The organism is Stenotrophomonas maltophilia (assembly GCF_039555535.1).
Classification (GTDB): Bacteria; Pseudomonadota; Gammaproteobacteria; order Xanthomonadales; family Xanthomonadaceae; genus Stenotrophomonas; species Stenotrophomonas maltophilia_Q.
On record NZ_CP154630.1, the window covers coordinates 2,432,006 to 2,452,809 of the forward strand.

The following is a 20,804-nucleotide window of genomic DNA, read 5'->3' on the forward strand; positions in this document are numbered from 1 at the left end:
GCTCCTGACCCAACGGAAACCTTCAAGAAGGCTCTGACCGTCGCCTGATCCATTGCAGTAGTTCCTCGTGCGGGATCGTACGTCCAGCGTCGACGTCGGCCATACCCTCGCGGGTCCGCCGTTCCTTCTCTTCCTCGGTCAATCCCGGAAGGAGTGCTAGTAGCTTATCTTCAGGGCTCATAGGCCGATGAGCTGTGCTCAAGTTGGCTTGATTCTCGTGAAAAAATATGGGCAGGATCTGGGGATCATCCAAGCCCGCCGGCAAAGGCAGCGATACGTCGTGGACCGCCAAGTCGATGATGACGTCCAAATCTGAGCATAAGGGCTGTATGGCGGTGGTCACCAGACGAGCCGCCCGCTCGGCGAAAGCCAGGTCCACCACCAGCCAGATCAACAGACCGGGAGGCTGTTCGACGCCCCCTGACGAGTGAGTTTCCAGGAGATAGGCCGACGAGACGAAGTCGGCGTGCTCAAGGCTGCCGCTGATGGCCGGAGCGAGCCAAGCCGGCGCGGCCTGGGCAGGTCTCACCGCGAACTCCGCCGGCGCCAGACGTTCCACCCTGGCCAGAAAGCCCGTATCCAACAATGTCGCAACCTCTTCCGGGTACAGGACAACGCCGCCGTAGTTGGGATTGAGCATCAACGTCGCGCCGCGAGTACCGGTTAGCAGCTCACGGCCTGAAACTCCCAGAATTCTGACAGCAGACGAGCTGGCCGCCTGCGCCTTGTCGAGCGAGGTAAAGAAAGGGATCGCATCGAAACCGTCAGGATGGCGGAACTGGACCAGCCGCAGTGTCTGCGCGTCGTCCGAGATGGGCGCATGCACGTACACGATCGCATCCATCAGTCGCTTGAAGAATGCGCGTTCCTCGGCCGCACTGTCGCGGGCCCGTTCAAAGGAAGCCTCCAGCGCTGTCTCCGCAGACGTAGTCCCTCTTCCACGCGGCCTGCTCGGTTGCTTCATGGTCAGATGCGATGAGGGCCGAGCGGGTACCCGGAGAACCAATCCGCCTCGATCTCGCTGCTCAGGTAGGGTCGTACGAAGGCCGACTGGGTCAGCGCTCGCAGCCGCTCTTCGTGCTCAGCAATCGCCTCGATGTCGCTGACGGTTGGATAGTGCCGCAGCAGTCGATATGCCTCTTGCCGCACCTCTTTAGGCACGGCTTGGCTGGCCGCTAGCTGCCTGAGGAACGCGCCCGCCTGCAGCACATTGCGGGTGCGCTCAGATGGCATCGTCATGACATCAAGAATGACTAGCACTAAGGAATGCTTAGCTTATCGCGTTTGTGGCCGGCCAGGGCACGGTGCAACTACAGACCTTGCGATTCCTGTATTAATGTAATATAATCAATAACTTAATTCGCATAAGTGAGCGTTATGTCCATGGAGTGAGGGCCAATAGGAACGAGCAGGTAGCCTGAGCCTTCCCATGATGGGAAGGTCAACAACGCGGGACGGATTACCACTCAACTTGCCTGTCGTTTGACCTTCCCACCGTGGGAAGGCTCATCGTCACGCCGTCGGCAAACCGCCGATGCTTTTGGAGGGTTGTCCATGAATCTCGTTGTTGAAGGTATGACCTGTGGTCACTGTGTCCGAACGGTCACCCAAGCCATTCAGGCCCTTGACCCCCACGCCCAGGTGGACGTCGATCTGGGCAGTGGCGTGGTCAAGATCGAGGGCCTGCTTGCCGTAGAACAGGCGGTTGAGGCTATCCAGCGGCAAGGCTATGTGATCGCTGCGGTGCTCCCTTCTGAGGCTGGTACGCCGGCCGCCCCGGCCGTCGCATCCTCCTGCTGCGGCGGATGCCACCGCTGAGTCCGCGCGAGGGCTTGATCCTGATCAATGACAGTCGGCCCCAAGAGGGCTAGACTGGCCATCATGAGAGCTCGCACGTCCCCTGCCCTGATCTGCCCAGCGTCCGCAGGCGCTGCTTCGGGCGTGCGGGAGCTGTCATGGTGAGGCTGCTGAGGCGATGGCGGCGACCCCGTTCTCGTGCCCGACTGGCATGGCTGGGACTGTGGGCGCTGCTGCTGCAGCAACTCGCGCTGGTGGCTTACGCCTGTCCGCTGGAATCGGTGGAAGCTGGACAAGCGACCCTGATGGTCGGTTGCGAAGAGATGTCCACGCCGGATCCCGATGCTCCGGCGTTGTGCGACCAGCATTGCCAGCGCGATCACATCGCCACGGCCGATGCGAAGGCCCCTCAAGTGCCTTACCAGCCCGCGCTGGCCGCCTTCGCGCTGGTGCAGGCTCTGTTGCCACCGGTACACGCGCAGTTGTATCGGGATGTTCCGGTGTGCGTGTCCGATCCGCCTCCCCTGCAGCGCTTTTGTAGCCTGCTGATTTAAGCCCCCTCCTGGATTGACCCGTGCTCGTGCTGCATGCGTTGCAGCGCGCTCGTTGTCGTTTCCCGGAGGTCTTATGGAGATGTCTTTCTTCTTGCGTGCAAGGCGCAAGATGGCGTGTGGGTTCGTGTTTGCCCTGGCGCTCAGTGGTCCTGTGCTGGCGGCATCGCCCGCTATCCCGATCAGCTACACAGAAGCCCTACAACGGGCGCTTGCTAACGCCCCAACCCTGCAGGTGCGCCGATCGCAGATCGATGCCAGTACCGAAGAAGCCGCGCGTGCTGGCGCGCTTCCCGACCCACGTTTGATCGTGGGGCTGGCGAACTGGCCCGTCAGCGGACCCGATGCCTTCAGCTTGCGGGCCGATGAGATGACCACCCAGCAAATCGGTCTGATGCAGGAGTTTCCTGCGCGTGCGAAACGACGTGCCGAGCACGCCTTGGCGCAAGCGACGCTGGCGCAAGCGCGCTCACTGTCGATGGCCGAACAGCAGATGGTGGCCCAAGCGGCCGCGCTGGCCTGGATCGAGCTGTGGAGTACGCAGCAAGCCGTAGATGCGTTGGAAGGTCTGCGCGAGCCGGCCCGTATAGCCGAGCGTGCGGCGCGTGCTCGCTTGGCAGGCGGCACGGCCGGGGCCAGTGATGTGCTTGCCGCCCAGGCCGCCCTACTGCAGTTGGACAATCGCCTGGAGCAGGTACATGCGGAGCACGCCGCCGCGCAGGCCGGCCTGGCGCGGTGGTTGGGTATTGCACCAGAGGCGATCTTGGCCAGTGGTGCGGCACCGGATTTTTCGCAGTTGCCATTGGAGCCCACCCAACTGCTGGCCAAACTGGACCAACACACGCCACTACTGGGCTGGGAGGCACGCGAGAGCTTAGCCCAGGCCCAGGTGGATGCGGCCGTGGCCGAAACCCGCCCGGATTGGAGTGTGGAGCTCACCTACGGACGTCGCGAGCGCGCACCCGACGGCATGGCGCGCAGCGACATGCTCATGGTGGAAGTGGGTGTGGGCCTGCCGCTGTTCCAGAAGAACCGCCAAGCACGAGGCATCGCGGCACGGCGGGCCGAGCTGGAGGCGGTGTCCGCAGAGCGCGATGAGGCCCGGCGCATCCAAGCCGAGTCGGTGCAACGCGCGATAGCGCGATGGCGCGGGTTAACCGGCCAGTTGGAGCGCCAGAACACGCAGAGCCTGCCTTTGGCGCGCGATCGTGCACGCACGGCGTTGGCCGCCTACGGCGCCGGTGCCGACCTGCAGCCGTGGCTGGAAGCGCGGCGCGATGAGATCGAATTGCACCTGGAGAACGCCCGTCTGCTGGGCGAACAGGGCCGTGCCTGGGCGGCACTGGCCTATCTGCTACCCCATGAGGAGAACACGCCATGAGCCCGACCAAGACGCGTCTCACACAGCTCGCCGTGGCCCTCGGGTTGCTGGCGCTCGGCTTTGCCGGCGGCTACGCCTGGATGACTCGAACCTCTGATACCACCCCGCCCCCCGGCACGAGCGTCGCAGATCAAGCACGCAAGGTGCTGTACTGGTACGACCCCATGGCGCCGGAGCAGCGATTCGACAAGCCGGGCAAATCTCCGTTCATGGATATGGAGTTGCTGCCCAAATACGCAGATGAGGCCATAGGGGGCGGAACGCAGATCGATCCGCGCCTGCAGCAGAACGTGGGCATACGCACTCAGGAAGTGACGGTAGAGTTACTAGGGACTGCCGTACGCGTGCCGGGCACACTGACGTGGGATCTGACCCAGGAAAGCGTGATCAGTGCGCGCATGGAAGGCTTGATCACCCACGTGCAGGTAAAGGCGCCGTTTACCGAGGTTCGTCGTGGTCAAACGCTGGCCACCGTGCAGGCCCCGGCATGGAACGCGGCCATCGCCGAAGCACATGCCCTGAGCCAAGCTCAGTCCGCGGGCGCGCGTGAGCTGCAGGGTGCGGCGCAACAACGGTTGCGTTCGTTGGGTGTTCCTTCTGGCGCCTCGGCCAGAAGTGGCGTCGTGCTTAGCGCAGACCACAGTGGTGTCGTGACCGAGATCCTGGCACGCGAGGGACAGACGGTGATGCCCGGTACGCCACTGTTCAAGATCAATGGGCTGGACACGTTGTGGCTGGAGGCCTCGGTACCCCAGGCAGCGCTGGGCACCTTGCGGCCGGGGACCTCAGTGCAGGCCACGGTCAGTGCCTGGCCGGCAGAGCGCTTTGCCGGACAGATCCAGGCGTTGCTTCCCCAGGTCGACATGGCTAGTCGCACGCAGCGGGCGCGAATTGTGCTGCGCAACCCGCAGCGTCGGCTGGTGCCGGGCATGTTCGCCGAGGTTCTGGTGCAGCCCGACGCCGAGCAGGCCCTGCCAGTCGTTCCCACGGAGGCGCTGATCGCCACCGGGCGGGACAGCCGGGTCATCGTGCAGGATCCGGACGGGAGCTTCCGGCCAGTGCGGGTGAGTGTGGGACGTAGCGTGCAAGGGCGCACGCAGATCGTGGCAGGCTTGGCCGGTGGTGAACGCGTGGTCGTCTCGGGTCAGTTCTTGCTCGACTCCGAAGCCAGTCTCTCCGGTGCGTTGGAGCGCCTGGGTGCTGCACAACCGACACGCCCTGCCAGCGCATCAGGTGTGCACGAGCGCCATGACGCCGGGCACGAACCACGCACTGTCGTGCCGTCACCGTCCAGACAGCCGGCGCCTGTCGCGCCAGACACCTCCACCTCTACGCCGCCGCGCTGCCCGGTGCAGTACTGGTATGACCCGATGGTGCCGGAGAAGCATTTCGACAAGCCGGGCAAGTCACCGTTCATGGATATGCAGTTGGTACCCAAGTTCGGCCCCGCCGCAGCCGCTGATTGCCAGGCAAGCGAGGTCATGTCCGAAGCGATGGAGGGCACACCATGATCGCGCGCCTGATCCATGCTTGCATCGCCAATCGCGTGCTGGTGCTGGTTGCCGCCGCGCTGCTGGCGGTGGTCGGTATCTGGTCGGTAAAGAACACGCCGCTGGATGCGCTGCCGGACCTGTCCGATACCCAGGTCATCATCCGCACGCAATGGGCGGGGCAAACCCCGCGCATCATCGAAGACCAGGTCACCTACCCGTTGGCCACCACGATGTTGTCCGTGCCGGGCGTGAAGGCGGTACGCGGCTTCTCCTTCTTCGGTGATTCATTCGTCTACATCCTGTTTGACGATGCCACTGATCTTTACTGGGCGCGCTCTCGAGTGCTCGAGTACTTGAGCCAGGTACGCGATCGACTTCCGCCGAATGTGAATCCGGCGCTGGGTCCTGATGCGACAGGACTGGGCTGGATCTACCAGTACGCCTTGGTGGATCGAACAGGTCAACGTGATGTGGGGCAGCTGCGTGCGTTGCAGGACTGGTTTCTTCGTTATGAGCTAAAAACCGTGCCGGACGTGGCTGAAGTAGCCAGTGTGGGCGGTGCGGTGCGCGCCTGGCAGATCCAGCCCGATCCGCAGGCGTTGGCGGCCCGTGGACTGACGGTGGCCGAGCTCATCGAGGCGGTGGATGCGGCCAACGGCGCTACCGGGGGCTCGGTGATCGAACAAGGCGAAGCCGAACTGATGGTGCGCAGCGAAGGCTACCTGCGCACACAGGAGGCGTTCGAACAGGTGCCGGTAACCGGCAACGACGGCATCCCCGTCCTGCTCGGCGAGGTGGCCACGATCAGTCGCGGGCCGGTCTTCCGTCGTGGTATCGCAGAGTTGGATGGTCAAGGTGAGGTGGCCGGCGGCGTGATCGTCCTGCGGACCGGCAAGGATGCCTTGGGGGCCATTCGGAACGTCAAAGCGCGACTGCAGGCGTTGCAATCCAGCTTGCCCGAGGGCGTGGAAGTGGTGCCGGTGTACGACCGCTCCGAGCTGATCCAGGATGCGGTACGCAACCTCACCCACAAGCTTGGCGAAGAGTTTCTGGTCGTAGCGCTGGTATGCCTGCTGTTCCTGTGGCACCTACGCTCGGCGTTGGTGGCCGTCATCACCCTGCCTTTGGGTATCCTGGCGGCCTTCATCGTGATGCACGCCCAGGGGATCTCCGCCAACTTGCTGTCATTAGGCGGCATCGCCATCGCCATTGGTGCGATGGTCGATGCAGCGGTGGTGATGATCGAAAATGCACACAAGCATCTGGAGCACTGGCGGGAGGCGCACGGCCGGGAACCTCAGGGTGAGGAGCGCTGGCAGCTGATGGCCCGCTCGGCGGCCGAGGTCGGACCGGCCCTGTTCGCCAGCTTGCTGGTCATCACCCTGTCTTTCGTGCCGGTTTTTGCCCTGCAGGCGCAGGAAGGGCGATTGTTCTCGCCTCTGGCCTACACCAAGACCTACGCGATGGCCGCCGCAGCAGGGTTGTCGGTGACCTTGATCCCCGTCTTGATGGGCTACCTGATCCGCGGCCGCATCCGCCCGGAACAGCAGAACCCCATCAATCGCATCCTGATCGCTGGCTATCGGCCCATCCTGCTGTGGGTCCTCAAACATCCCGGTGTCACCTTGCTGCTCAGCGGCCTGCTGCTAGTGCTCACCTTGATCCCCTTTAGCCGGTTGGGCAGTGAGTTCATGCCGCCCTTGGAAGAAGGCAGCCTGTTGTACATGCCCACGGCCCTGCCCGGCCTGTCCGCCGACAAGGCCCGTCAGTTGCTCCAGCTCTCGGGCCGGATGATCAAGACCGTACCGGAGGTTGAGCACGTGTTCGGCAAGGCGGGCCGTGCCGAAAGTGCGACCGATCCGGCACCGATCGAAATGTTTGAGACCACCGTGACCTTCAAGCCGCGGGATCAATGGCGCCCGGGCATGACCCCCCAGAAGCTACGCCAGGAGTTGGACGCAGCGGTCAAGATTCCCGGTCTGACCAACCTATGGGTCCCGCCCATTCGCAATCGCATCGATATGTTGGCCACCGGCATCAAGAGCCCGATTGGGATCAAGGTCTCCGGACCCGATGTGGAGCAGATCGAGCGCCTGAGCCAGCAGATCGAGCAGGTGGCCAAGACTGTGCCCGGCGTGAGTTCGGCACTGGCCGAACGCGTCACGGGTGGGCGCTATGTCGATGTACAGGTGCGCCCGGAAATCGCTGCACGTTACGGATTCACTCAAGGCCAACTCCAGCAACTGATTGCCACGGTCGTTGGCGGTGATCCAATCGGGGAAACGATCGAGGGGCGCGAACGCTATCCCATCGTCTTGCGCTACCCCCGTGGCCAGCGTGACTCGTTGCAGGCCTTGCAGGATCTGCCGCTGATCGCGCCAGGCGGTGTGCAACTGACCTTGAGCCAGGTGGCGGAGCTGTCAATCAGCCCAGGCCCGCCGATGCTCAAGAGCGATAACGGCCGGTTGGTGGGCTACATCTACGTGGATGTGGCCGATCGCGACTTGGGATCGGTGGTCCAGGACCTGCAAGCCGCGGTGCAGACCCAGGTGAGTTTGCCTGCCGGCTATGGTCTGGCGTGGTCGGGGCAGTACGAGTATCTGCAACGGGCTTTGGCACGCCTGCAATGGGTGGTGCCCGCGGCGTTGGCGATCATCTTCCTGGTCATCTGGATGGTGTTTCGCCGGCTTAGCGATGTATCCATCATCCTGCTCAGCTTGCCCTTGGCGTTGGTGGGCGGTTTCTGGTTGATCTGGGGGCTGGGCCATGCGATTTCGGTGGCCAGCATGATCGGATTCATCGCCCTGGGCGGCGTTGCGGCTGAGTTCGGCGTCATCATGCTGCTGTACCTGCGTCATGCCTGGGAGCAGCGCTTGGCCAGCGGTGCGCCGGAAGATGTGTCTACCCTGCAAGAGGCTATCTACGAAGGCGCCGTGCAACGGGTGCGCCCGAAGGCGATGACGGTAGCCGTCATCCTAGCCGGGTTGTTTCCGCTTTTCGTCGGTGCCGGTGCCGGCTCGGAGGTCATGCAACGTATCGCCGCGCCGATGCTGGGTGGCATGCTCACCGCACCGGTGCTCTCTATGGTGGTGATTCCCGCAGCGTTCTATCTAGTGCGGCGACGTGGATTGCGCGCGGCGCGGGGCGACCAATGAGAGACAGACTGAGCACTTGAGGTAAGTCCCCACAAAAAGACGCCAGTCATGGAAGAAGTCATGACTGGCGTCAAAGGGGAGAGTACCGCCTACATGCTTACTTATCAGTGCCCGGCGTGCGGGGAAATCTCAAAGCTCAGCGACGCCCGATCCGACACAAAATCCAAACCCTTTTGTGTAGAGGGCACAATGTGATTGGTGTGGATGTACCAGGTCTTGGCGGTGGTCACCTGGAAACTGGCTTGGCCTTGGGCATCGGTGCGCAGGAGCGTAGCGCTACCGTGCCCACCCTTGACCGGTGCGTCAGCACGATGACCGACGTACACGCGTAGGTTGGGCACTGGCGTGCCCTGCTGCAGCACCTGGAACGACAGCTGTTCGCCGACCTTCACGCTTCCAGGATTGCGGGCCAAGCGGATCTCCAGCGGATAGCCCAGCGAGGCAGCGAAATCGTCGGTCAGTTTTGTGCCCACCTGTCCAATGGTACGAGCATGCTTGGTATAGCTATAGGTGACCCCTTTGGGAAACTTGCTCGCATCATAGGTGGCCAGGGTATCGGGCAAGTCTTCCAACTCCAGGTACTTGCCGAACTCGCTGGCCGTACGCGTGCTGGTGGAGGCCATCGTCGAGACCCCCAGCAGATAGGTGCCCTCGCCCGCCGGATGCACGGTGAGCTGGCTCTGCTTGCCGACCTCTTTCCAACTGGCCAAGTCCGGTGCAGCCTTAGCGCCGCCCTGACTCAGCGAAACGTCCTGTAGACGCGCTCGGGTGACTGCACCTGCACTTTCATCGAAGGTGCCATTGTTCACCAACGCTGTGTTCGCCTCGCCCGCTGCGGTGCCAGGCTTGGAGAAAGCGACAAACAGGTCGTGCGCACCGGCACTGCCGGCCACAGCGAACAGCAGTAGTGTGGCGGATAGTTGCGTGTTTCTCATGATGTGTAGCTCCTCGTGATCGTGGCTTACCAGTGGTAACCAAAGCGGACATTCCAGCGACGACCCAGCAAGTCGTACGTCATGGTGTCGGTGTCGGTGTTGGGGTTGTTCTTCACGAACGGCGCCTTCTTATCGAGCACTTTTTCAACGCCGGCGGAGATATCCCACTTCTTCTTGATGCCGTAGCTCAGTTGCAGGCTGTGGTACACCACGCTGGACACATGCGAGCCGATCGTGTCGGGCACGGCGATGATGTCGTCCGCGCTGCCGATGTACTGCGCCGAATAGACGCCGGTCCAACGGTTCTTGCCCATACGCAGTGAGCCCAAGCCACGCCACTGGGTGTAGCTACCCAAGCCGCTGGTGATCTTGCCGGCGTACTCAATGGTGGTGGCCCCGGGCGTGAGCGCCCCCAACCCACGCGGGGTGAGTCTGGAGGTCCTGGAAGCCCTGCTGGATCTGGTCATGGCCTCGGGCAAGGTACGTGTGGTCGACGTGGCGGAACTGTGTCCGCCCCTGGATCCGGATCAAGCCACCGCACGTGTGGCCGCGCGTTTGATCCACCGAATGGTCAGTGCGCAGGCTCAGTGAAGTGATATCGGCTGGCAAAAGGCAGTGAGCTAATGGGAACGCTCAGCCAGCAACTGCTTCATTTGCGCGATCTCCTGTGTCTGCGAGGTAATAATGTCCTGGCAGAGCTTCACCAACTCAGGATCCTTCAGACGATTCTCCTCACACATCAGGATGGCGCCAGCGTGGTGGGGAATCATCGAACGGATGAACTGTTTGTCAGTGACCGCTGCTTGAGTGCGAATGCCCCACCAGCAGAACAGCATGAACGCCACCGTCAGACCAGCCAGAATCAGATTGCGTCGGCGATCGGGGTACATGCTGGACATTAGCCACAGCTCGATCAGCAGCATGGGAGCGGCCATCAGGCCCGCCATGTAGAACTGGTTCACGTTGTTATAGACGTTAGCCCACTGATCGACCATTGCGTACATCAATGCGTACATGGCCACGAAAGACAGGCCCATCATCAACAACAGGCGGCCGTAATGGCCTTGATGCCCTTGTTGTGCCTGGTGGGCAGGTTGGTGTGAGGCGTGCGGTTTTGCGTGCTGGGACTGCGGGTCTTGCGCGTTTTCGTGCGTACCGTGCGAAGAGGACATAACAATCTCCGTGGGAATGGCAGAACGGCGGAAGAACCCGCGAACTGTTGGAACAGCTCCCGGGCTGAGAACACTTACATACCCTTGCCGGCAGCGAATTCCTGCGGGCTCAGCTTGCCATCTTTGTTGCTATCGAGCATGCCAAAGTGCGGCGCCAGCTTGTGCTTGGCCAGTTCTTCCTTGGACAGCGAGCCGTCCTTGTTGGCATCGAGCTTGGTGAAATCGGCATCGGCCGCCGCCGGCTTGTGCTGACCGTGGTCGGTGGTGGGCGTGGTGGTCTGGCCGCCGGCGAAGGCCGCGCCCGCCATCAGGAATAAGGCCATCATCGAGAGGGAGGCATAACGCTTCATTGCAGTACTCCTTGTGGGATATGAGCCATCAGTGACAGGAATGGCCGCGCGCAGGCTCATCGGCGCGGTCAGGGTGGGGGGTGGCAACAACGGTGGAGCCGGACAAACGCAGGGCATTGGTGACCACCGAAACCGAGCTCAGGCTCATGGCCAGGGCCGCCATCATCGGACTGAGCAAAAGGCCGAAGCTGGGATACAGCAAGCCGGCGGCGATAGGCACGCCGATGGCGTTGTAGACGAAGGCGAAGCCCAGGTTCTGCTTCATATTGGCCACCGTCAAAGACGAGATGGCACGGGCTTGCACGATGCGCCTCAAATCACCCTTGACCAGGGTGAGCTGGGCGCTGGACATGGCCACATCCGTGCCCGTCCCCATCGCGATGCCCACATCGGCTGCCGCCAGGGCCGGCGCATCGTTGATGCCATCGCCAGCCATGGCCACGCGACGACCCTGGGCTTTGAGTTGCTGGACCAGGTCGGCCTTGTCCTGCGGCTTGACGCCACCACGCACATCCTCGATGCCCAGCGTGCGCCCCACGGCCTCGGCCGTCGCCTGTGCGTCACCGGAGGCCATCACCACGTGCAGGCCATCGGCACGTAGCAGGTTCAAGGCAGGCAAGGTCGTGGCTTTGATGGGATCAGCCACCGCAATGGCGCCGGCCAACCGACCATTGACCGCCAGGAACATCACGCTAGCGCCTTCTTTCCGAAGACGCTCGGCGCTGCTTTGCAAAGGTGCTACATCGGCGCCAACCGACGCCATCAGGCTTTGGTTGCCGAGCACGACATCCTGATCGGACACGCGCCCGCGGACGCCTTGGCCGGTGAGCGAATCAAAATCTTGGGCGGCCACCAGGTTCAAGCCACGTCGCTGGGCTTCAGCCACGATGGCCTCGGCCAAGGGGTGCTCACTGCCCTGCTCCAAGCTGCCGGCCAAACAAAGGATCTGATCGGCGTCGAAGCCGGCGTTGGAGAGCGTGTCGCGAAAGGCTGGACGCCCCTCGGTCAACGTACCGGTCTTGTCCACGATCAACGTGTCGATCAGACGTAGCTGCTCGATCGCCTGAGCATCGCGGAACAGGACCCCGACCTGCGCAGCGCGGCCAGTGGCGACCATGATCGACATGGGGGTAGCCAAACCCAAGGCACACGGGCAAGCAATGATCAGAACCGATACGGCATTGAGGACGGCAAAGGTCCAGGACGGTTCGGGTCCAAACAGACCCCATCCGAAGAACGTGAGCACCGCCGTGGCCAGCACGGCCAGGACAAACCAGTACGCCACCTTGTCCGCCATACGCTGCATCGGCGCGCGGGAGCGCTGGGCTTGGGCTACCAACTGCACAATCTGCGCCAGTACCGTCCCGGATCCGACTTTGTCCGCCCGGATGACTAAGGCGCCCGTCCCGTTGAGCGTGGCGCCTATAACGTGATCACCGACAGCCTTCTCCACCGGAATGGGTTCACCGGTCAGCATCGACTCATCGACACTGGCGCGGCCTTCGATGACTTCCCCATCGACCGGCACCTTCTCGCCCGGTCGTACGCGAAGCAGATCACCCACGTGCACGTGATCCAGCGCAACGTCCTCTTCGCCCCCATCGGGTTTGACGCGGCGAGCCGTCTTGGGCGCCAATCCCAGCAGGGACTTGATGGCCGCCGAGGTTTTGGAACGCGCCCGCAGTTCCAGCAGCTGTCCGAGCAGGGTGAGCGAGACGATGACCGCTGCCGCCTCGAAGTAGACCCCTACCCGTCCATGCTCGCGGAAAGAGTCCGGAAACAGGTCCGGTGCCACGGTGGCCACCACGCTGTAGCCAAACGCGGCGGCCACGCCGATGCCGATCAGCGTCCACATGTTGGGGCTGCGATTGCCGATGGACTGTAGGCAGCGCTCAAAGAAAGGCCACCCCGCCCAGAGCACCACCGGGGCGCTCAGCACGAGCTCAATCCAGGTGCGCGCCTGCGTGGACAAGCCGGGCAGACGGTGTCCCAGCATGGCCAAGACCAGGACGATCAACGTCAAAGGCAACGTCCACCAGAACCTTCGGGTGAAATCGCGTAACTCTGGATTGTCGTCCTCCTCCAGCGAGGGCATCTCCGGCTCCAGCGCCATGCCGCAGATCGGACAGGTGCCGGGACCTGGCTGACGAATCTGCGGATGCATCGGGCAGGTGTAGACCGTGGCGTGGGTACCGCTGGGTTGGGCCACCGCTGCTGGGGCGGTCACTTCAACTTGCTGGGGAGCATCGTCCGTATAGCGGACGGGATTGGTGATGACCCGTCCATCCGCAGCCTCGACAGGGGCTGCGCCTGCAGAATGGTGATGGTCATGGGACGACGGTGAGTTCATGCCGATGCTCGCTTTAGTGGGGATGGACTGCCAAGGCAGTGTGCCATTGCGGGTTACACAGCTATTCGGGGCTGAGCGTCCCGAGCACTGAAACAACAATCAGGATCAAGATGGCCAGCGCGGCCTCAGCCGTAACACTCTGCCGCAAAGCCCGCACCTCCTGCGCGGGATCTCCGCTGGTCAGCGCTCGTTCCAAGCGCGGCACCAGCGTCCATCGGTGCAGCGCTCCCAAACCCAGCATTCCAGCGAACAGGGCCAGTTTGAAAAGCAGCAACTTCCCGTAGGTGCTCTGGAACAGGGCCGAAAACGACCACGCGGTGAGATCCCCGTAGTGCGCGATGCCGGACACGATGAGCGCACCAACGAAGATCGTTCCCAGCGTCGAAAAACCATGCAGAAAGTCATGCGTTGATCGCAGACGCCCGCTGCCGTTCGTCTCTTTGCCGCGCAGCAGCATGGCAAGGAACATCAGGACCGCTGCGATCCAGCCGCCTGCCGCGAGAAGATGGACGATGCCTGCAGCAAGCCGGACCGCGCCTGCCAAGCCCTCGCCAGCGGCGGCGTGGCCGTTCCATGCCAGCGAAGCGAGTGCGCCGCCCGCCAGCATCGCCCCCAGCGGGAAGGCGGTCTCCACCTTCCCGCGGCGACGATGCCATCCGAGCACGAACATCAGGGCGACCAGCAGCGCGCCTCTCGCCATGGCTGCCCGGCCCGCGGACGTCTCGAGCAGATACCAGCCAAGCGATGCGCGATCAACCTCGGCAAGCGGCATTCCCATGATGCCCGCGGTCTTGAAGACGACATCGAGCCCGGTGAGCACGAGACCGGCTACGGCACCCGCCAATAGAACGCCCATGAGTGACCACCCGGCCAAGGCGTCGGCGAGTGCCGATCGACGCGACCCGTACCAACCGAAGAGTGGAACCCCGAAAAGAACCATGATGACAAGGTATTCCAAGAATCTCAGTGCATAAGCCGACAGGTCGAACATTCGCGACTCCTCAGCGCACCGTGAAGCTGAAGCTGCCCGGCATGGGGTGGTTGTCACCACCGACGGCGCGGTATTCCACGGTATAGACGCCCGGAGCCAGCGGTCCAGGCAACTTGGCACGCAGGGTCTTGCCGTTGTTGACGATCTCGGTCGTGAAATTCTCGATCGGCATGGTGGAACTGCCGTGCTTCATGAGCAACTTGAGACGCGACGCCCGCGGAATCAATGTCTCGTTGAACACGAGATCGATCTGGCCTGGCGAGGCCACCACCGCATTTGCCGCCGGTGTGGACTGCTGCAGCGCGGCGTGGGCGTGCGCGACCTGCAGCGAAAACTGCCCGGCCGCGATTGCGAGGACGAGCGCGAAGGAGCGAATGACGTTGGACGACTTCATATGGATAAATCCTCATTGGAATGTGATGCAAAGCCCGTTCGGGAGGGGCCGCGCTGTGTTCGATGCGACAAGCGTTAGATGTCGGACTGTCACTGAAACCACGATTTGTCGGATTTTCTTGATACTTCCGCTTTCGCGAGACGAGGATCCCACCGGCTCAGGCGGGATCCTCGACGCATTACGCTGCCATGGCGCTGCAGCTTTCCGCGCAGCGGCGACAAACTTCGGCGCAGCGCGTCATCTCAGGGTCGTTCATGGCGTCGCATGCATCGGCGCACTGGCGGCAGATCTCCGCGCAGGCACCGCAAACCACGTCGTGAACGCTGGCACCGCGCAGCATCGCGTCGGCACTGGTTGCGCAGGTATCGGCACACGTCGCCAACAGGGCGATGTGCTCCGGGGCCGCGTGAACACCTCCTTTGGTCAGGCAGTAGTTGATGGTCTCCAGGCAGATCGCATGGCATTGCGTGCAGTTGTCGATGCACTCGTTCATGGCCTGGGGCCGGTGTGCTGCGGAATGGTGAGTCATGTAGTTCTCCTTCTTCCTCGCGGGCGAGAATCGGCGCGCCCGCAACACCGTCCCCTGTTGCTGCGACGGATCAGTGCTGTGCGAACGGTTCAGTGGTTCCGTCGCGATGTATCAGCTCGACCGTGAACGGCTGCTGGCGTCCCTCCGGGACCTCCATGCCCGGAGAACCAAGCGGCATCCCTGGGAGGACCAGGCCGCGTGCGTTCGGCTTTTCTTCGAGGAGACGCTTGATGTCCGCGGCCGGAACGTGGCCTTCGATGACGTATCCGCCGATCTCGGCCGTGTGGCAGGAGCCCTTTGCATAGGGGACACCCAACCGCTCCTTGACCAGACCCAGGTCATCCATGTCGTGCACATCCACGGTGAATCCCGCCTTCTGCACGTGGTCGATCCAGACACCGCAGCACCCGCAGGTCGGGGTCTTGTGGACGGTCATGCGTGGCAGGGCTGCTGGAGTCGCGTCGGCTGATTGGACGACAACCTGTGCGGAGGGCGAGGTTGTGGGTTGCGCGGATGAAGCATCCTGGGTGCAAGCACCCAGACCAGCCACGGCAAGGACCACAAAAGTCAGACGGTGCAATGTGAGCGTAGTCATTTCAATCTCTCGACTCAGCGCTTGGTCCGCGAGGACCAGTGGATGTGGACGATCCGCCAGCCGTCCGCGGTCTCCTTCAGCACCATCGTCTCGTCGCTCTGGACGGTCAGTGGCTGGCCGTCCTTCTGGGCATGCAACTCGCTTTCGGTTCCGACCCACGCGAACTCGCCAGCGGCTCGTGCGCGCTGACGGAGCAGCTGGCGATGGGCGCCCTTGAGGAACGCCGCATCGCTGACTGCGTGATGGCCCATGTATTCCTCGCGGCTGCGTTCGGCGCCCCCGGACTCGAGGATGAGAACGTCGGCAGCGAGCAGGGCTTCGACCGTGGCCAGATCGCCGCTAGACAGGGCCCTGTTGAAACGCTCCGCTACGGCGACCGCGGCCTCTGCAGTGACTGGGACGTCGACGTCCGCAGATGCCGCGGCAGCGGGGTGATGTGCGTGCGGCTGTGTCGCCTGCGCCATTGCGGGGGACACGACGGCCAGTGCCAGTGCGAGGGTGAACGAGATTGCTGTTGCGTTCATTGCGTGGGCTCCAAGAAGATCAATGGGGGTGCGCATGGCCGTCATCGGCCACGGGCGTGTGTGGTGCAGGGTGCGACTCCACCTTGCCGTCGGGATGGCCGTGGCTCACCAACCCGACTTCCGTGTCGCTGGGTGTCGGGCCGTGGTGATCGTCGTCCACGCCCGGCGGGTGCGCATGCGGCATGGAGTTGTTGCCCGGCTCGAATAAGGCAGGGTGATCCTCGGCCTTTTCGTCGTCATGGTGGCCTTGCGTCTCGCCGCCGCCATGCGAATGGCCCTCGCTGCTGTCGACAAGTTCCTTGTACGCAGTCGCGTCCAGCGTGGGCAACTTCTGCAGGAAGGCCGACATGTTCCATATGAACTCATCGTCCATGCTGCCGCCCCAAGCGGGCATGCCGCTGGCCTTGATGCCGTGCTTGATCACCCAGAACGCCTCAGCTGGAGCGACCGGCTGTTTGCTTAGGTTCGGTGGCGCGGGGTACAGGCCCTTGCTCATCTCGGTGGCCGCCGCGTCTGGTGAAAGATGGCAGGTCACGCACATGGCGTTGTAGTTGCCCGCACCCTGGCGGATACGCTCAGGATCATCAAGGTTCGTGGGTAGCTGAAGCTTGGCGGCGCGCACCTCAATGGAACGCTCGCGCGCCGTTTCAAGTAGCGCATACACCGGGCGACTATGCGGATCGTCGGCGGCCACGTTGTACACGCCCAGAGAGAGCGTGGCGGTTGCGACCACCGCAACCAATGCCACGCCGGCACCGAGCCATACCCACATCTTTTTGTTGGATTTCATTGTCAGTTCCCCTTAGAACCAGGTACGAAGGCCGATGACCAAGCGCGTGTCTTCAAAGGACTCGCCATGCTCGCGTCGCATGTCTGCGGTATTGCCAAACGCGCGCTCGTACACCACGCCGATGTAGGGAGCGAACTTTCGGGTGAACTCATAGCGAAGTCGTAGCCCCGCCTCAGCGGCACTCAGACCCGAACCTATCCCGCGCAATGGATCGTTCTTGCCATAGGCGGTGACTTCCACCAGCGGCTGCAAGATCAGCCGGTTGGTTAGCAGCAATTCGTACTCGGCCTCGACATTGGCGGCAGTCTGGCCCCCTTCGCCGAGATAGGCTGTGGCGGACACTTCGAACTTCATCGGCGCCAAGCCCTGTACACCGATAGCGGCGAAGTTCTGCGATGCCCCAGGCTTGAAGTCATGACGCACACCGGCCACCACATCCCACCACGTGGAGATACTGCGGCCGTAAAGCACTTCCAGATCAGCCGACTCGGTCTGACCATCCGTGCGTTCGCCTTCACTGCGGAGCCAGACGCGATTGAGGTCCGTACCGATCCAGCCCTGGCCCTCCCAGCCCAGCCCGGTGCCCGGATCGGCATCCCAGGTTTCCAGGCGATTGAGCAGCACGTAGCTCTTGATCGAGTTGTCATGCACCGGATGCGCGTGTTCCGGCGCGATGGCCGCCTTGCGATCCGCGTCCGTCACCGCGGGAATCGGGGTGCGCGGCTGCGTTGGCGCTGCAGGCCCGTGTCCCATCTGACTGTGGTCCATGCCCTCCATCGATTGCATTCCCGCTTCTGGTGTAGCGGGCGCGGGCGAATCATGGCCCATCTGCGAATGGTCCATCCCCTGCATCGCAGGCGTGGCCGTGCCGGAGGTGTCGGCTGCAGCGGGCTGTGCCATCTGACTGTGATCCATGCCCTGCATCGACTGCGCCTGCGCTGTGGGCGCCGCAGGTGTGCTCGCGGGCGAGCCGTGCCCCATCTGCGAATGGTCCATGCCCTGCATGGCAGGCTCGGCTGCGTTAGCCTGCGGCTCGGCGTGGCCCATCGCCGCATGATCGATCGTCGCTTCGCTCGTCTTGGCCGGTGTTGCAGGCTTTTGGGCTGGCGCAGGTTTTGATGTCGGTGCCTGATGTGCAGAGTGATCCTGAGTCTGGGTCTGCGCGCCCTGCTCCATCTGCATGGAGCCGTGCTGCATAGATTGGGCGCTGGCCGCATTGGCCAGGGCCAGCGAGATAGCCGTCAGCGCAGTCAGGGTGGTATCGCGTCTATTGATGTTCATTCGTCGACCCTCACCGTGCGCATCATTCCGGCTTCCATGTGATAAAGCAGGTGGCAATGGAACGCCCAGCTGCCCAACGCATCGGCACGCACGCGATACGTGCGTCGGCTACCTGGCGGCATATCCACCGTGTGCTTGCGCACCATGAAGTTGCCGTTGTCGTCCTCCACGTCACTCCACATGCCGTGCAAATGGATGGGATGGGTCATCATCGTGTCGTTAACCAATACGATGCGCATACGCTCGCCGTAGTTCAGCCGCAGCGGCTCGACATCGGAAAACTTCTGACCGTTGAAGCCCCAGGAGAATTTCTCCATGTGTCCGGTCAGATGCAGCTCGATCTCGCGACCGGGGTCGCGTCCGTCAGGGTCTTCAAAGGTGCTCTTGAGCATGGAATACGTCAGCACATGACGGCCGTTATCGCGCAGGCCATTGCCCGGATCATCCAAGCGCGAACTCACACTCATGGCTTGGTTGTCCAACAGGGGATTGTTGGTCTCGCTAGCAGGGTGTGATTGCATGCCCCCGTGCTGCATGCCTGCCATGGCACCATCGCCGGCGGCGGGCATCGCATGGCCTGCATGGGCCGAGGTCGCGTTACCGCTGACAGGTGGGGTCATGCCAGGCATGCCCATGGCCGCACCACAGCCGCCTTCCATGCCCTTGCTGCCGCCAGACATATCCATCGACCCATGATCCATGCCCATGTCTGCCATCGTCAGCAGCGGCCGGGGATCCACAGACGGAACGGGCGCGCGTAATCCTTCGCGCACAGCGAGCGTGCCGCTGATGTAGCCGGTGCGACCGGAGTCTTGGGCAAAGATGGTGAATGCGTCCTGCCCGGAGGGCTCCACGATCACATCGAAGGTTTCTGCTACCGCGATGCGGAACTCGTCGACGGAAACCGGATGGACATACAAGCCATCTGCCGCCACCACGGTCATCTTCAGCCCCGGAATACGCACATCGAAGTACGTCATGGCAGAGCCATTGATGAAACGCAGGCGCACCTTCTCGCCACTGCGGAACAAACCGGTCCAGTTGCCCAGTGAGGTCGTGCCGTTCATCAGGTAGGTGTAGGTGTTGGCGTTGACGTCGGACAGGTCCGTGGGCGTCATCCGCATCACGCCCCACATCTTGCGATCTTCCAACGTGGCCGACAGGCCGTTGCGCTTCACATCGCGCGCAAAATCGCCGACCGTGCGCTTGTAGTAATTGTCATGGCCCGGCATCTTCTTCAAACGATCGAACAGGGCCGTCGGGTCCAGGTCTGTCCAATCGCTCAGCATCACGACGTAGTCGCGATCGAAACTGAAGGGCTCCGGCTCCAATGGGTCGATGACGATCGGGCCATAGAGCCCGGCTTGTTCCTGGAACCCTGAGTGGCTGTGGTACCAGTAGGTTCCGCCCTGATGCAGGGTGAACCGGTAGTGGTAGGTCTCACCACGTCCGATACCGTCAAAGCTCAGACCCGGCACGCCGTCCATGTTGGCCGGCAAAATGATGCCGTGCCAATGGATGGAGGTGTCCGCGCCATGGATGGAGTTAGCGGGCAATGCATTAGAGACGCGCAAGTTGACCGTGGTGCCTTCCCGCCACCGCAGCAACGGCGCCGGAACGGACCCGTTGACCGTGATCGCGGTGCGGGTCTTGCCGGTGAAGTTCATCGGCGTCTCGCCAATGGTCAGGTCAAACTCAGTGCCCGATAGTACGTTGGGTTGTCCCGGCCCCTTGAGCGCCCAACTGGCTTTGGGCCAGAAACCTAATCCTGCGACTGCGCCTCCCAAGGCCAAGCCTTGGACAAATCGCCGCCGCGAAGGCAGCAGCGGTCCACCGCGTGGACCACGAAAATCATCATGCGACATGAAAATGCTCCAAGCGTCGTGTTGCCACCGGCGGGCGGTGGTACAGAGCGGGCGGCTGGCCTAAACAGGCATGCAAGCCACACCAACGGCGCCATTGCGGCGCCTAGGGACGCTTAGCCGATCGGTGGTCGGATCAGATGAGGCAAGGCAGGTGCCGCATGCCCTAGGGGCAGCGGCATGACATCCAGGCCCAAGGCCAGTTGCACCGAAACATGCAGGCGCGCAGGAAGTGCGCTCGCGCAAGCGTGTACGCAGGCGCACCGGCACGCAGAAGACTTGCAACAGTCGGGACCGGCATGGTCGCCATGCCCAGTGCCAGCCTTTTCAATCGATGTGGCATCGGGATGATGCTCAGCACTGTGATGGGCGAAGCAGTCTTCGTCGACTTGCACCGCGGCAGCCACTTCGCTGGCCTGCTCTTCCATGACCGGGTTCATACTGACGGACGCAAACGCCGACCACGCGCCGTTAAGCACGAGCATGGCGATCAGGAACAGTCGCAGTAGAAGTGAGGAGGCTGACACGGGCGACATGGTATATCACTTTAGACAAGGCGCGTGTGTATCGGTCGTGAACAAAATCTCAAGTAAGCCTGAGATGTCGCGACTTGTCAGTCGCACTAGCCGCGGACACTGCAGCTCCCTCCAGAAG

22 protein-coding genes are annotated in these 20,804 nt (G+C 62.7%); 6 read left to right on the forward strand and 16 right to left on the reverse strand.

The window, feature by feature from the left end; translation table 11 throughout:
• Positions 1–22: 22 nt before the first annotated feature.
• Both AASM09_RS11305 and AASM09_RS11310 read right to left on the reverse strand, forming a co-directional pair.
• On the reverse strand, positions 23–844 hold the full coding sequence (locus AASM09_RS11305; RefSeq protein ID WP_019184713.1) for an SseB family protein: 822 nt from the start codon (positions 842–844) through the stop codon (positions 23–25).
• Positions 845–966: 122 nt separating this feature from the next.
• The gene (locus AASM09_RS11310) at positions 967–1,260 is read right to left on the reverse strand and encodes a BPSL0761 family protein (RefSeq protein ID WP_223224794.1); all 294 of its coding nucleotides are present in this window, start codon (positions 1,258–1,260) and stop codon (positions 967–969) included.
• Positions 1,261–1,554: 294 nt separating this feature from the next.
• Between AASM09_RS11310 and AASM09_RS11315 the strand changes: the two genes are divergently transcribed.
• From AASM09_RS11315 to AASM09_RS11335, 5 genes are all read left to right on the forward strand, one after another.
• On the forward strand, positions 1,555–1,818 hold the full coding sequence (locus AASM09_RS11315) for a heavy-metal-associated domain-containing protein (protein WP_021201833.1): 264 nt from the start codon (positions 1,555–1,557) through the stop codon (positions 1,816–1,818).
• A 137-nt stretch (positions 1,819–1,955) separates the two neighbouring features.
• Positions 1,956–2,351, forward strand: a complete 396-nt coding sequence (locus tag AASM09_RS11320) for a hypothetical protein (RefSeq protein ID WP_005413404.1) — start codon at positions 1,956–1,958, stop codon at positions 2,349–2,351.
• A 73-nt stretch (positions 2,352–2,424) separates the two neighbouring features.
• Positions 2,425–3,729, forward strand: coding sequence for a TolC family protein (locus tag AASM09_RS11325; protein ID WP_170935783.1), 1,305 nt, complete (start codon positions 2,425–2,427; stop codon positions 3,727–3,729).
• Positions 3,726–5,240 (forward strand): efflux RND transporter periplasmic adaptor subunit, encoded by a 1,515-nt coding sequence (locus AASM09_RS11330; RefSeq protein ID WP_005413406.1) that lies wholly within the window; start codon positions 3,726–3,728, stop codon positions 5,238–5,240. The genes AASM09_RS11325 and AASM09_RS11330 overlap by 4 nt, the downstream gene beginning before the upstream one ends.
• A complete protein-coding gene (locus AASM09_RS11335; RefSeq protein ID WP_005413407.1) occupies positions 5,237–8,377 on the forward strand; it encodes an efflux RND transporter permease subunit in 3,141 nt (1,046 codons plus the stop codon). The genes AASM09_RS11330 and AASM09_RS11335 overlap by 4 nt, the downstream gene beginning before the upstream one ends.
• A gap of 104 nt (positions 8,378–8,481) precedes the next feature.
• Here AASM09_RS11335 and AASM09_RS11340 read toward each other — a convergent pair whose 3' ends face one another.
• Positions 8,482–9,312 carry a DUF4198 domain-containing protein gene (locus AASM09_RS11340; RefSeq protein ID WP_005413408.1) on the reverse strand — a complete coding sequence of 277 codons (831 nt, stop codon included), beginning with the start codon at positions 9,310–9,312 and terminating at the stop codon, positions 8,482–8,484.
• Between the two features lie 26 nt (positions 9,313–9,338).
• Positions 9,339–9,779 carry a TonB-dependent receptor gene (locus tag AASM09_RS11345; protein ID WP_229298439.1) on the reverse strand — a complete coding sequence of 147 codons (441 nt, stop codon included), beginning with the start codon at positions 9,777–9,779 and terminating at the stop codon, positions 9,339–9,341.
• Here AASM09_RS11345 and AASM09_RS22205 point away from each other — a divergent pair.
• Positions 9,697–9,903 carry an arginase family protein gene (locus AASM09_RS22205; protein ID WP_005413410.1) on the forward strand — a complete coding sequence of 69 codons (207 nt, stop codon included), beginning with the start codon at positions 9,697–9,699 and terminating at the stop codon, positions 9,901–9,903. The genes AASM09_RS11345 and AASM09_RS22205 overlap by 83 nt on opposite strands.
• A 29-nt stretch (positions 9,904–9,932) precedes the next feature.
• On the opposite strand, the gene AASM09_RS11350 is transcribed toward AASM09_RS22205, so the two are convergent.
• The 12 genes from AASM09_RS11350 to copL all read right to left on the reverse strand — a co-directional run bounded on the left by AASM09_RS11350 (position 9,933) and on the right by copL (position 20,686).
• Entirely contained in the window at positions 9,933–10,484 is a 552-nt protein-coding gene (locus AASM09_RS11350; RefSeq protein ID WP_031269107.1) for a DUF305 domain-containing protein, read from the reverse strand.
• A 74-nt stretch (positions 10,485–10,558) separates the two neighbouring features.
• A complete protein-coding gene (locus AASM09_RS11355; protein ID WP_005413412.1) occupies positions 10,559–10,834 on the reverse strand; it encodes a hypothetical protein in 276 nt (91 codons plus the stop codon).
• A gap of 28 nt (positions 10,835–10,862) precedes the next feature.
• A complete protein-coding gene (locus AASM09_RS11360; protein WP_024957401.1) occupies positions 10,863–12,998 on the reverse strand; it encodes a copper-transporting P-type ATPase in 2,136 nt (711 codons plus the stop codon).
• Positions 12,999–13,245: 247 nt separating this feature from the next.
• Positions 13,246–14,175, reverse strand: coding sequence for a copper homeostasis membrane protein CopD (gene copD / locus AASM09_RS11365; protein ID WP_017354978.1), 930 nt, complete (start codon positions 14,173–14,175; stop codon positions 13,246–13,248).
• A gap of 10 nt (positions 14,176–14,185) precedes the next feature.
• Positions 14,186–14,569, reverse strand: a complete 384-nt coding sequence (copC, locus tag AASM09_RS11370) for a copper homeostasis periplasmic binding protein CopC (RefSeq protein WP_005413416.1) — start codon at positions 14,567–14,569, stop codon at positions 14,186–14,188.
• 178 nt (positions 14,570–14,747) lie between these two features.
• Complete coding sequence (locus AASM09_RS11375; RefSeq protein ID WP_012480213.1) at positions 14,748–15,098, reverse strand: four-helix bundle copper-binding protein; 351 nt, start codon at positions 15,096–15,098, stop codon at positions 14,748–14,750.
• Positions 15,099–15,168: 70 nt separating this feature from the next.
• Positions 15,169–15,693 carry a DUF411 domain-containing protein gene (locus AASM09_RS11380; RefSeq protein WP_012480214.1) on the reverse strand — a complete coding sequence of 175 codons (525 nt, stop codon included), beginning with the start codon at positions 15,691–15,693 and terminating at the stop codon, positions 15,169–15,171.
• Positions 15,694–15,707: 14 nt separating this feature from the next.
• Positions 15,708–16,253 (reverse strand): nuclear transport factor 2 family protein, encoded by a 546-nt coding sequence (locus tag AASM09_RS11385; RefSeq protein ID WP_223224792.1) that lies wholly within the window; start codon positions 16,251–16,253, stop codon positions 15,708–15,710.
• Positions 16,237–17,007: a c-type cytochrome gene (locus AASM09_RS11390; protein ID WP_005413420.1), complete on the reverse strand. Its 771-nt coding sequence runs from the start codon at positions 17,005–17,007 to the stop codon at positions 16,237–16,239. The genes AASM09_RS11385 and AASM09_RS11390 overlap by 17 nt, the downstream gene beginning before the upstream one ends.
• 12 nt (positions 17,008–17,019) lie before the next feature.
• Positions 17,020–18,288 (reverse strand): copper-binding protein CopB, encoded by a 1,269-nt coding sequence (locus tag AASM09_RS11395; protein ID WP_005413421.1) that lies wholly within the window; start codon positions 18,286–18,288, stop codon positions 17,020–17,022.
• Positions 18,285–20,153, reverse strand: coding sequence for a copper resistance system multicopper oxidase (locus tag AASM09_RS11400; protein ID WP_012480217.1), 1,869 nt, complete (start codon positions 20,151–20,153; stop codon positions 18,285–18,287). Before AASM09_RS11400 ends, AASM09_RS11395 begins: the two co-directional genes overlap by 4 nt.
• A gap of 113 nt (positions 20,154–20,266) precedes the next feature.
• Positions 20,267–20,686: a transcriptional regulator CopL gene (gene copL, locus AASM09_RS11405; RefSeq protein WP_012480218.1), complete on the reverse strand. Its 420-nt coding sequence runs from the start codon at positions 20,684–20,686 to the stop codon at positions 20,267–20,269.
• Positions 20,687–20,804 lie beyond the last annotated feature (118 nt).

Coding starts and splice junctions, on each gene's coding strand:
- AASM09_RS11340 (WP_005413408.1), bottom strand. CDS start 9,312: ATGAGAAACACGCAACTATCCGCCACACTACTGCTGTTCGCTGTGGCC.
- copC (WP_005413416.1), bottom strand. CDS start 14,569: ATGAAGTCGTCCAACGTCATTCGCTCCTTCGCGCTCGTCCTCGCAATC.
- AASM09_RS11315 (WP_021201833.1), top strand. CDS start 1,555: ATGAATCTCGTTGTTGAAGGTATGACCTGTGGTCACTGTGTCCGAACG.
- AASM09_RS11385 (WP_223224792.1), bottom strand. CDS start 16,253: ATGCGCACCCCCATTGATCTTCTTGGAGCCCACGCAATGAACGCAACA.
- AASM09_RS11390 (WP_005413420.1), bottom strand. CDS start 17,007: ATGAAATCCAACAAAAAGATGTGGGTATGGCTCGGTGCCGGCGTGGCA.
- AASM09_RS11360 (WP_024957401.1), bottom strand. CDS start 12,998: ATGCATCCGCAGATTCGTCAGCCAGGTCCCGGCACCTGTCCGATCTGC.
- copL (WP_012480218.1), bottom strand. CDS start 20,686: ATGTCGCCCGTGTCAGCCTCCTCACTTCTACTGCGACTGTTCCTGATC.
- AASM09_RS11345 (WP_229298439.1), bottom strand. CDS start 9,779: ATGACCAGATCCAGCAGGGCTTCCAGGACCTCCAGACTCACCCCGCGT.
- AASM09_RS11375 (WP_012480213.1), bottom strand. CDS start 15,098: ATGACTCACCATTCCGCAGCACACCGGCCCCAGGCCATGAACGAGTGC.
- AASM09_RS11400 (WP_012480217.1), bottom strand. CDS start 20,153: ATGTCGCATGATGATTTTCGTGGTCCACGCGGTGGACCGCTGCTGCCT.
- AASM09_RS11325 (WP_170935783.1), top strand. CDS start 2,425: ATGGAGATGTCTTTCTTCTTGCGTGCAAGGCGCAAGATGGCGTGTGGG.
- copD (WP_017354978.1), bottom strand. CDS start 14,175: ATGTTCGACCTGTCGGCTTATGCACTGAGATTCTTGGAATACCTTGTC.
- AASM09_RS11380 (WP_012480214.1), bottom strand. CDS start 15,693: ATGACTACGCTCACATTGCACCGTCTGACTTTTGTGGTCCTTGCCGTG.
- AASM09_RS11395 (WP_005413421.1), bottom strand. CDS start 18,288: ATGAACATCAATAGACGCGATACCACCCTGACTGCGCTGACGGCTATC.
- AASM09_RS22205 (WP_005413410.1), top strand. CDS start 9,697: ATGGTGGTGGCCCCGGGCGTGAGCGCCCCCAACCCACGCGGGGTGAGT.
- AASM09_RS11335 (WP_005413407.1), top strand. CDS start 5,237: ATGATCGCGCGCCTGATCCATGCTTGCATCGCCAATCGCGTGCTGGTG.
- AASM09_RS11355 (WP_005413412.1), bottom strand. CDS start 10,834: ATGAAGCGTTATGCCTCCCTCTCGATGATGGCCTTATTCCTGATGGCG.
- AASM09_RS11330 (WP_005413406.1), top strand. CDS start 3,726: ATGAGCCCGACCAAGACGCGTCTCACACAGCTCGCCGTGGCCCTCGGG.
- AASM09_RS11305 (WP_019184713.1), bottom strand. CDS start 844: ATGGATGCGATCGTGTACGTGCATGCGCCCATCTCGGACGACGCGCAG.
- AASM09_RS11320 (WP_005413404.1), top strand. CDS start 1,956: ATGGTGAGGCTGCTGAGGCGATGGCGGCGACCCCGTTCTCGTGCCCGA.
- AASM09_RS11350 (WP_031269107.1), bottom strand. CDS start 10,484: ATGTCCTCTTCGCACGGTACGCACGAAAACGCGCAAGACCCGCAGTCC.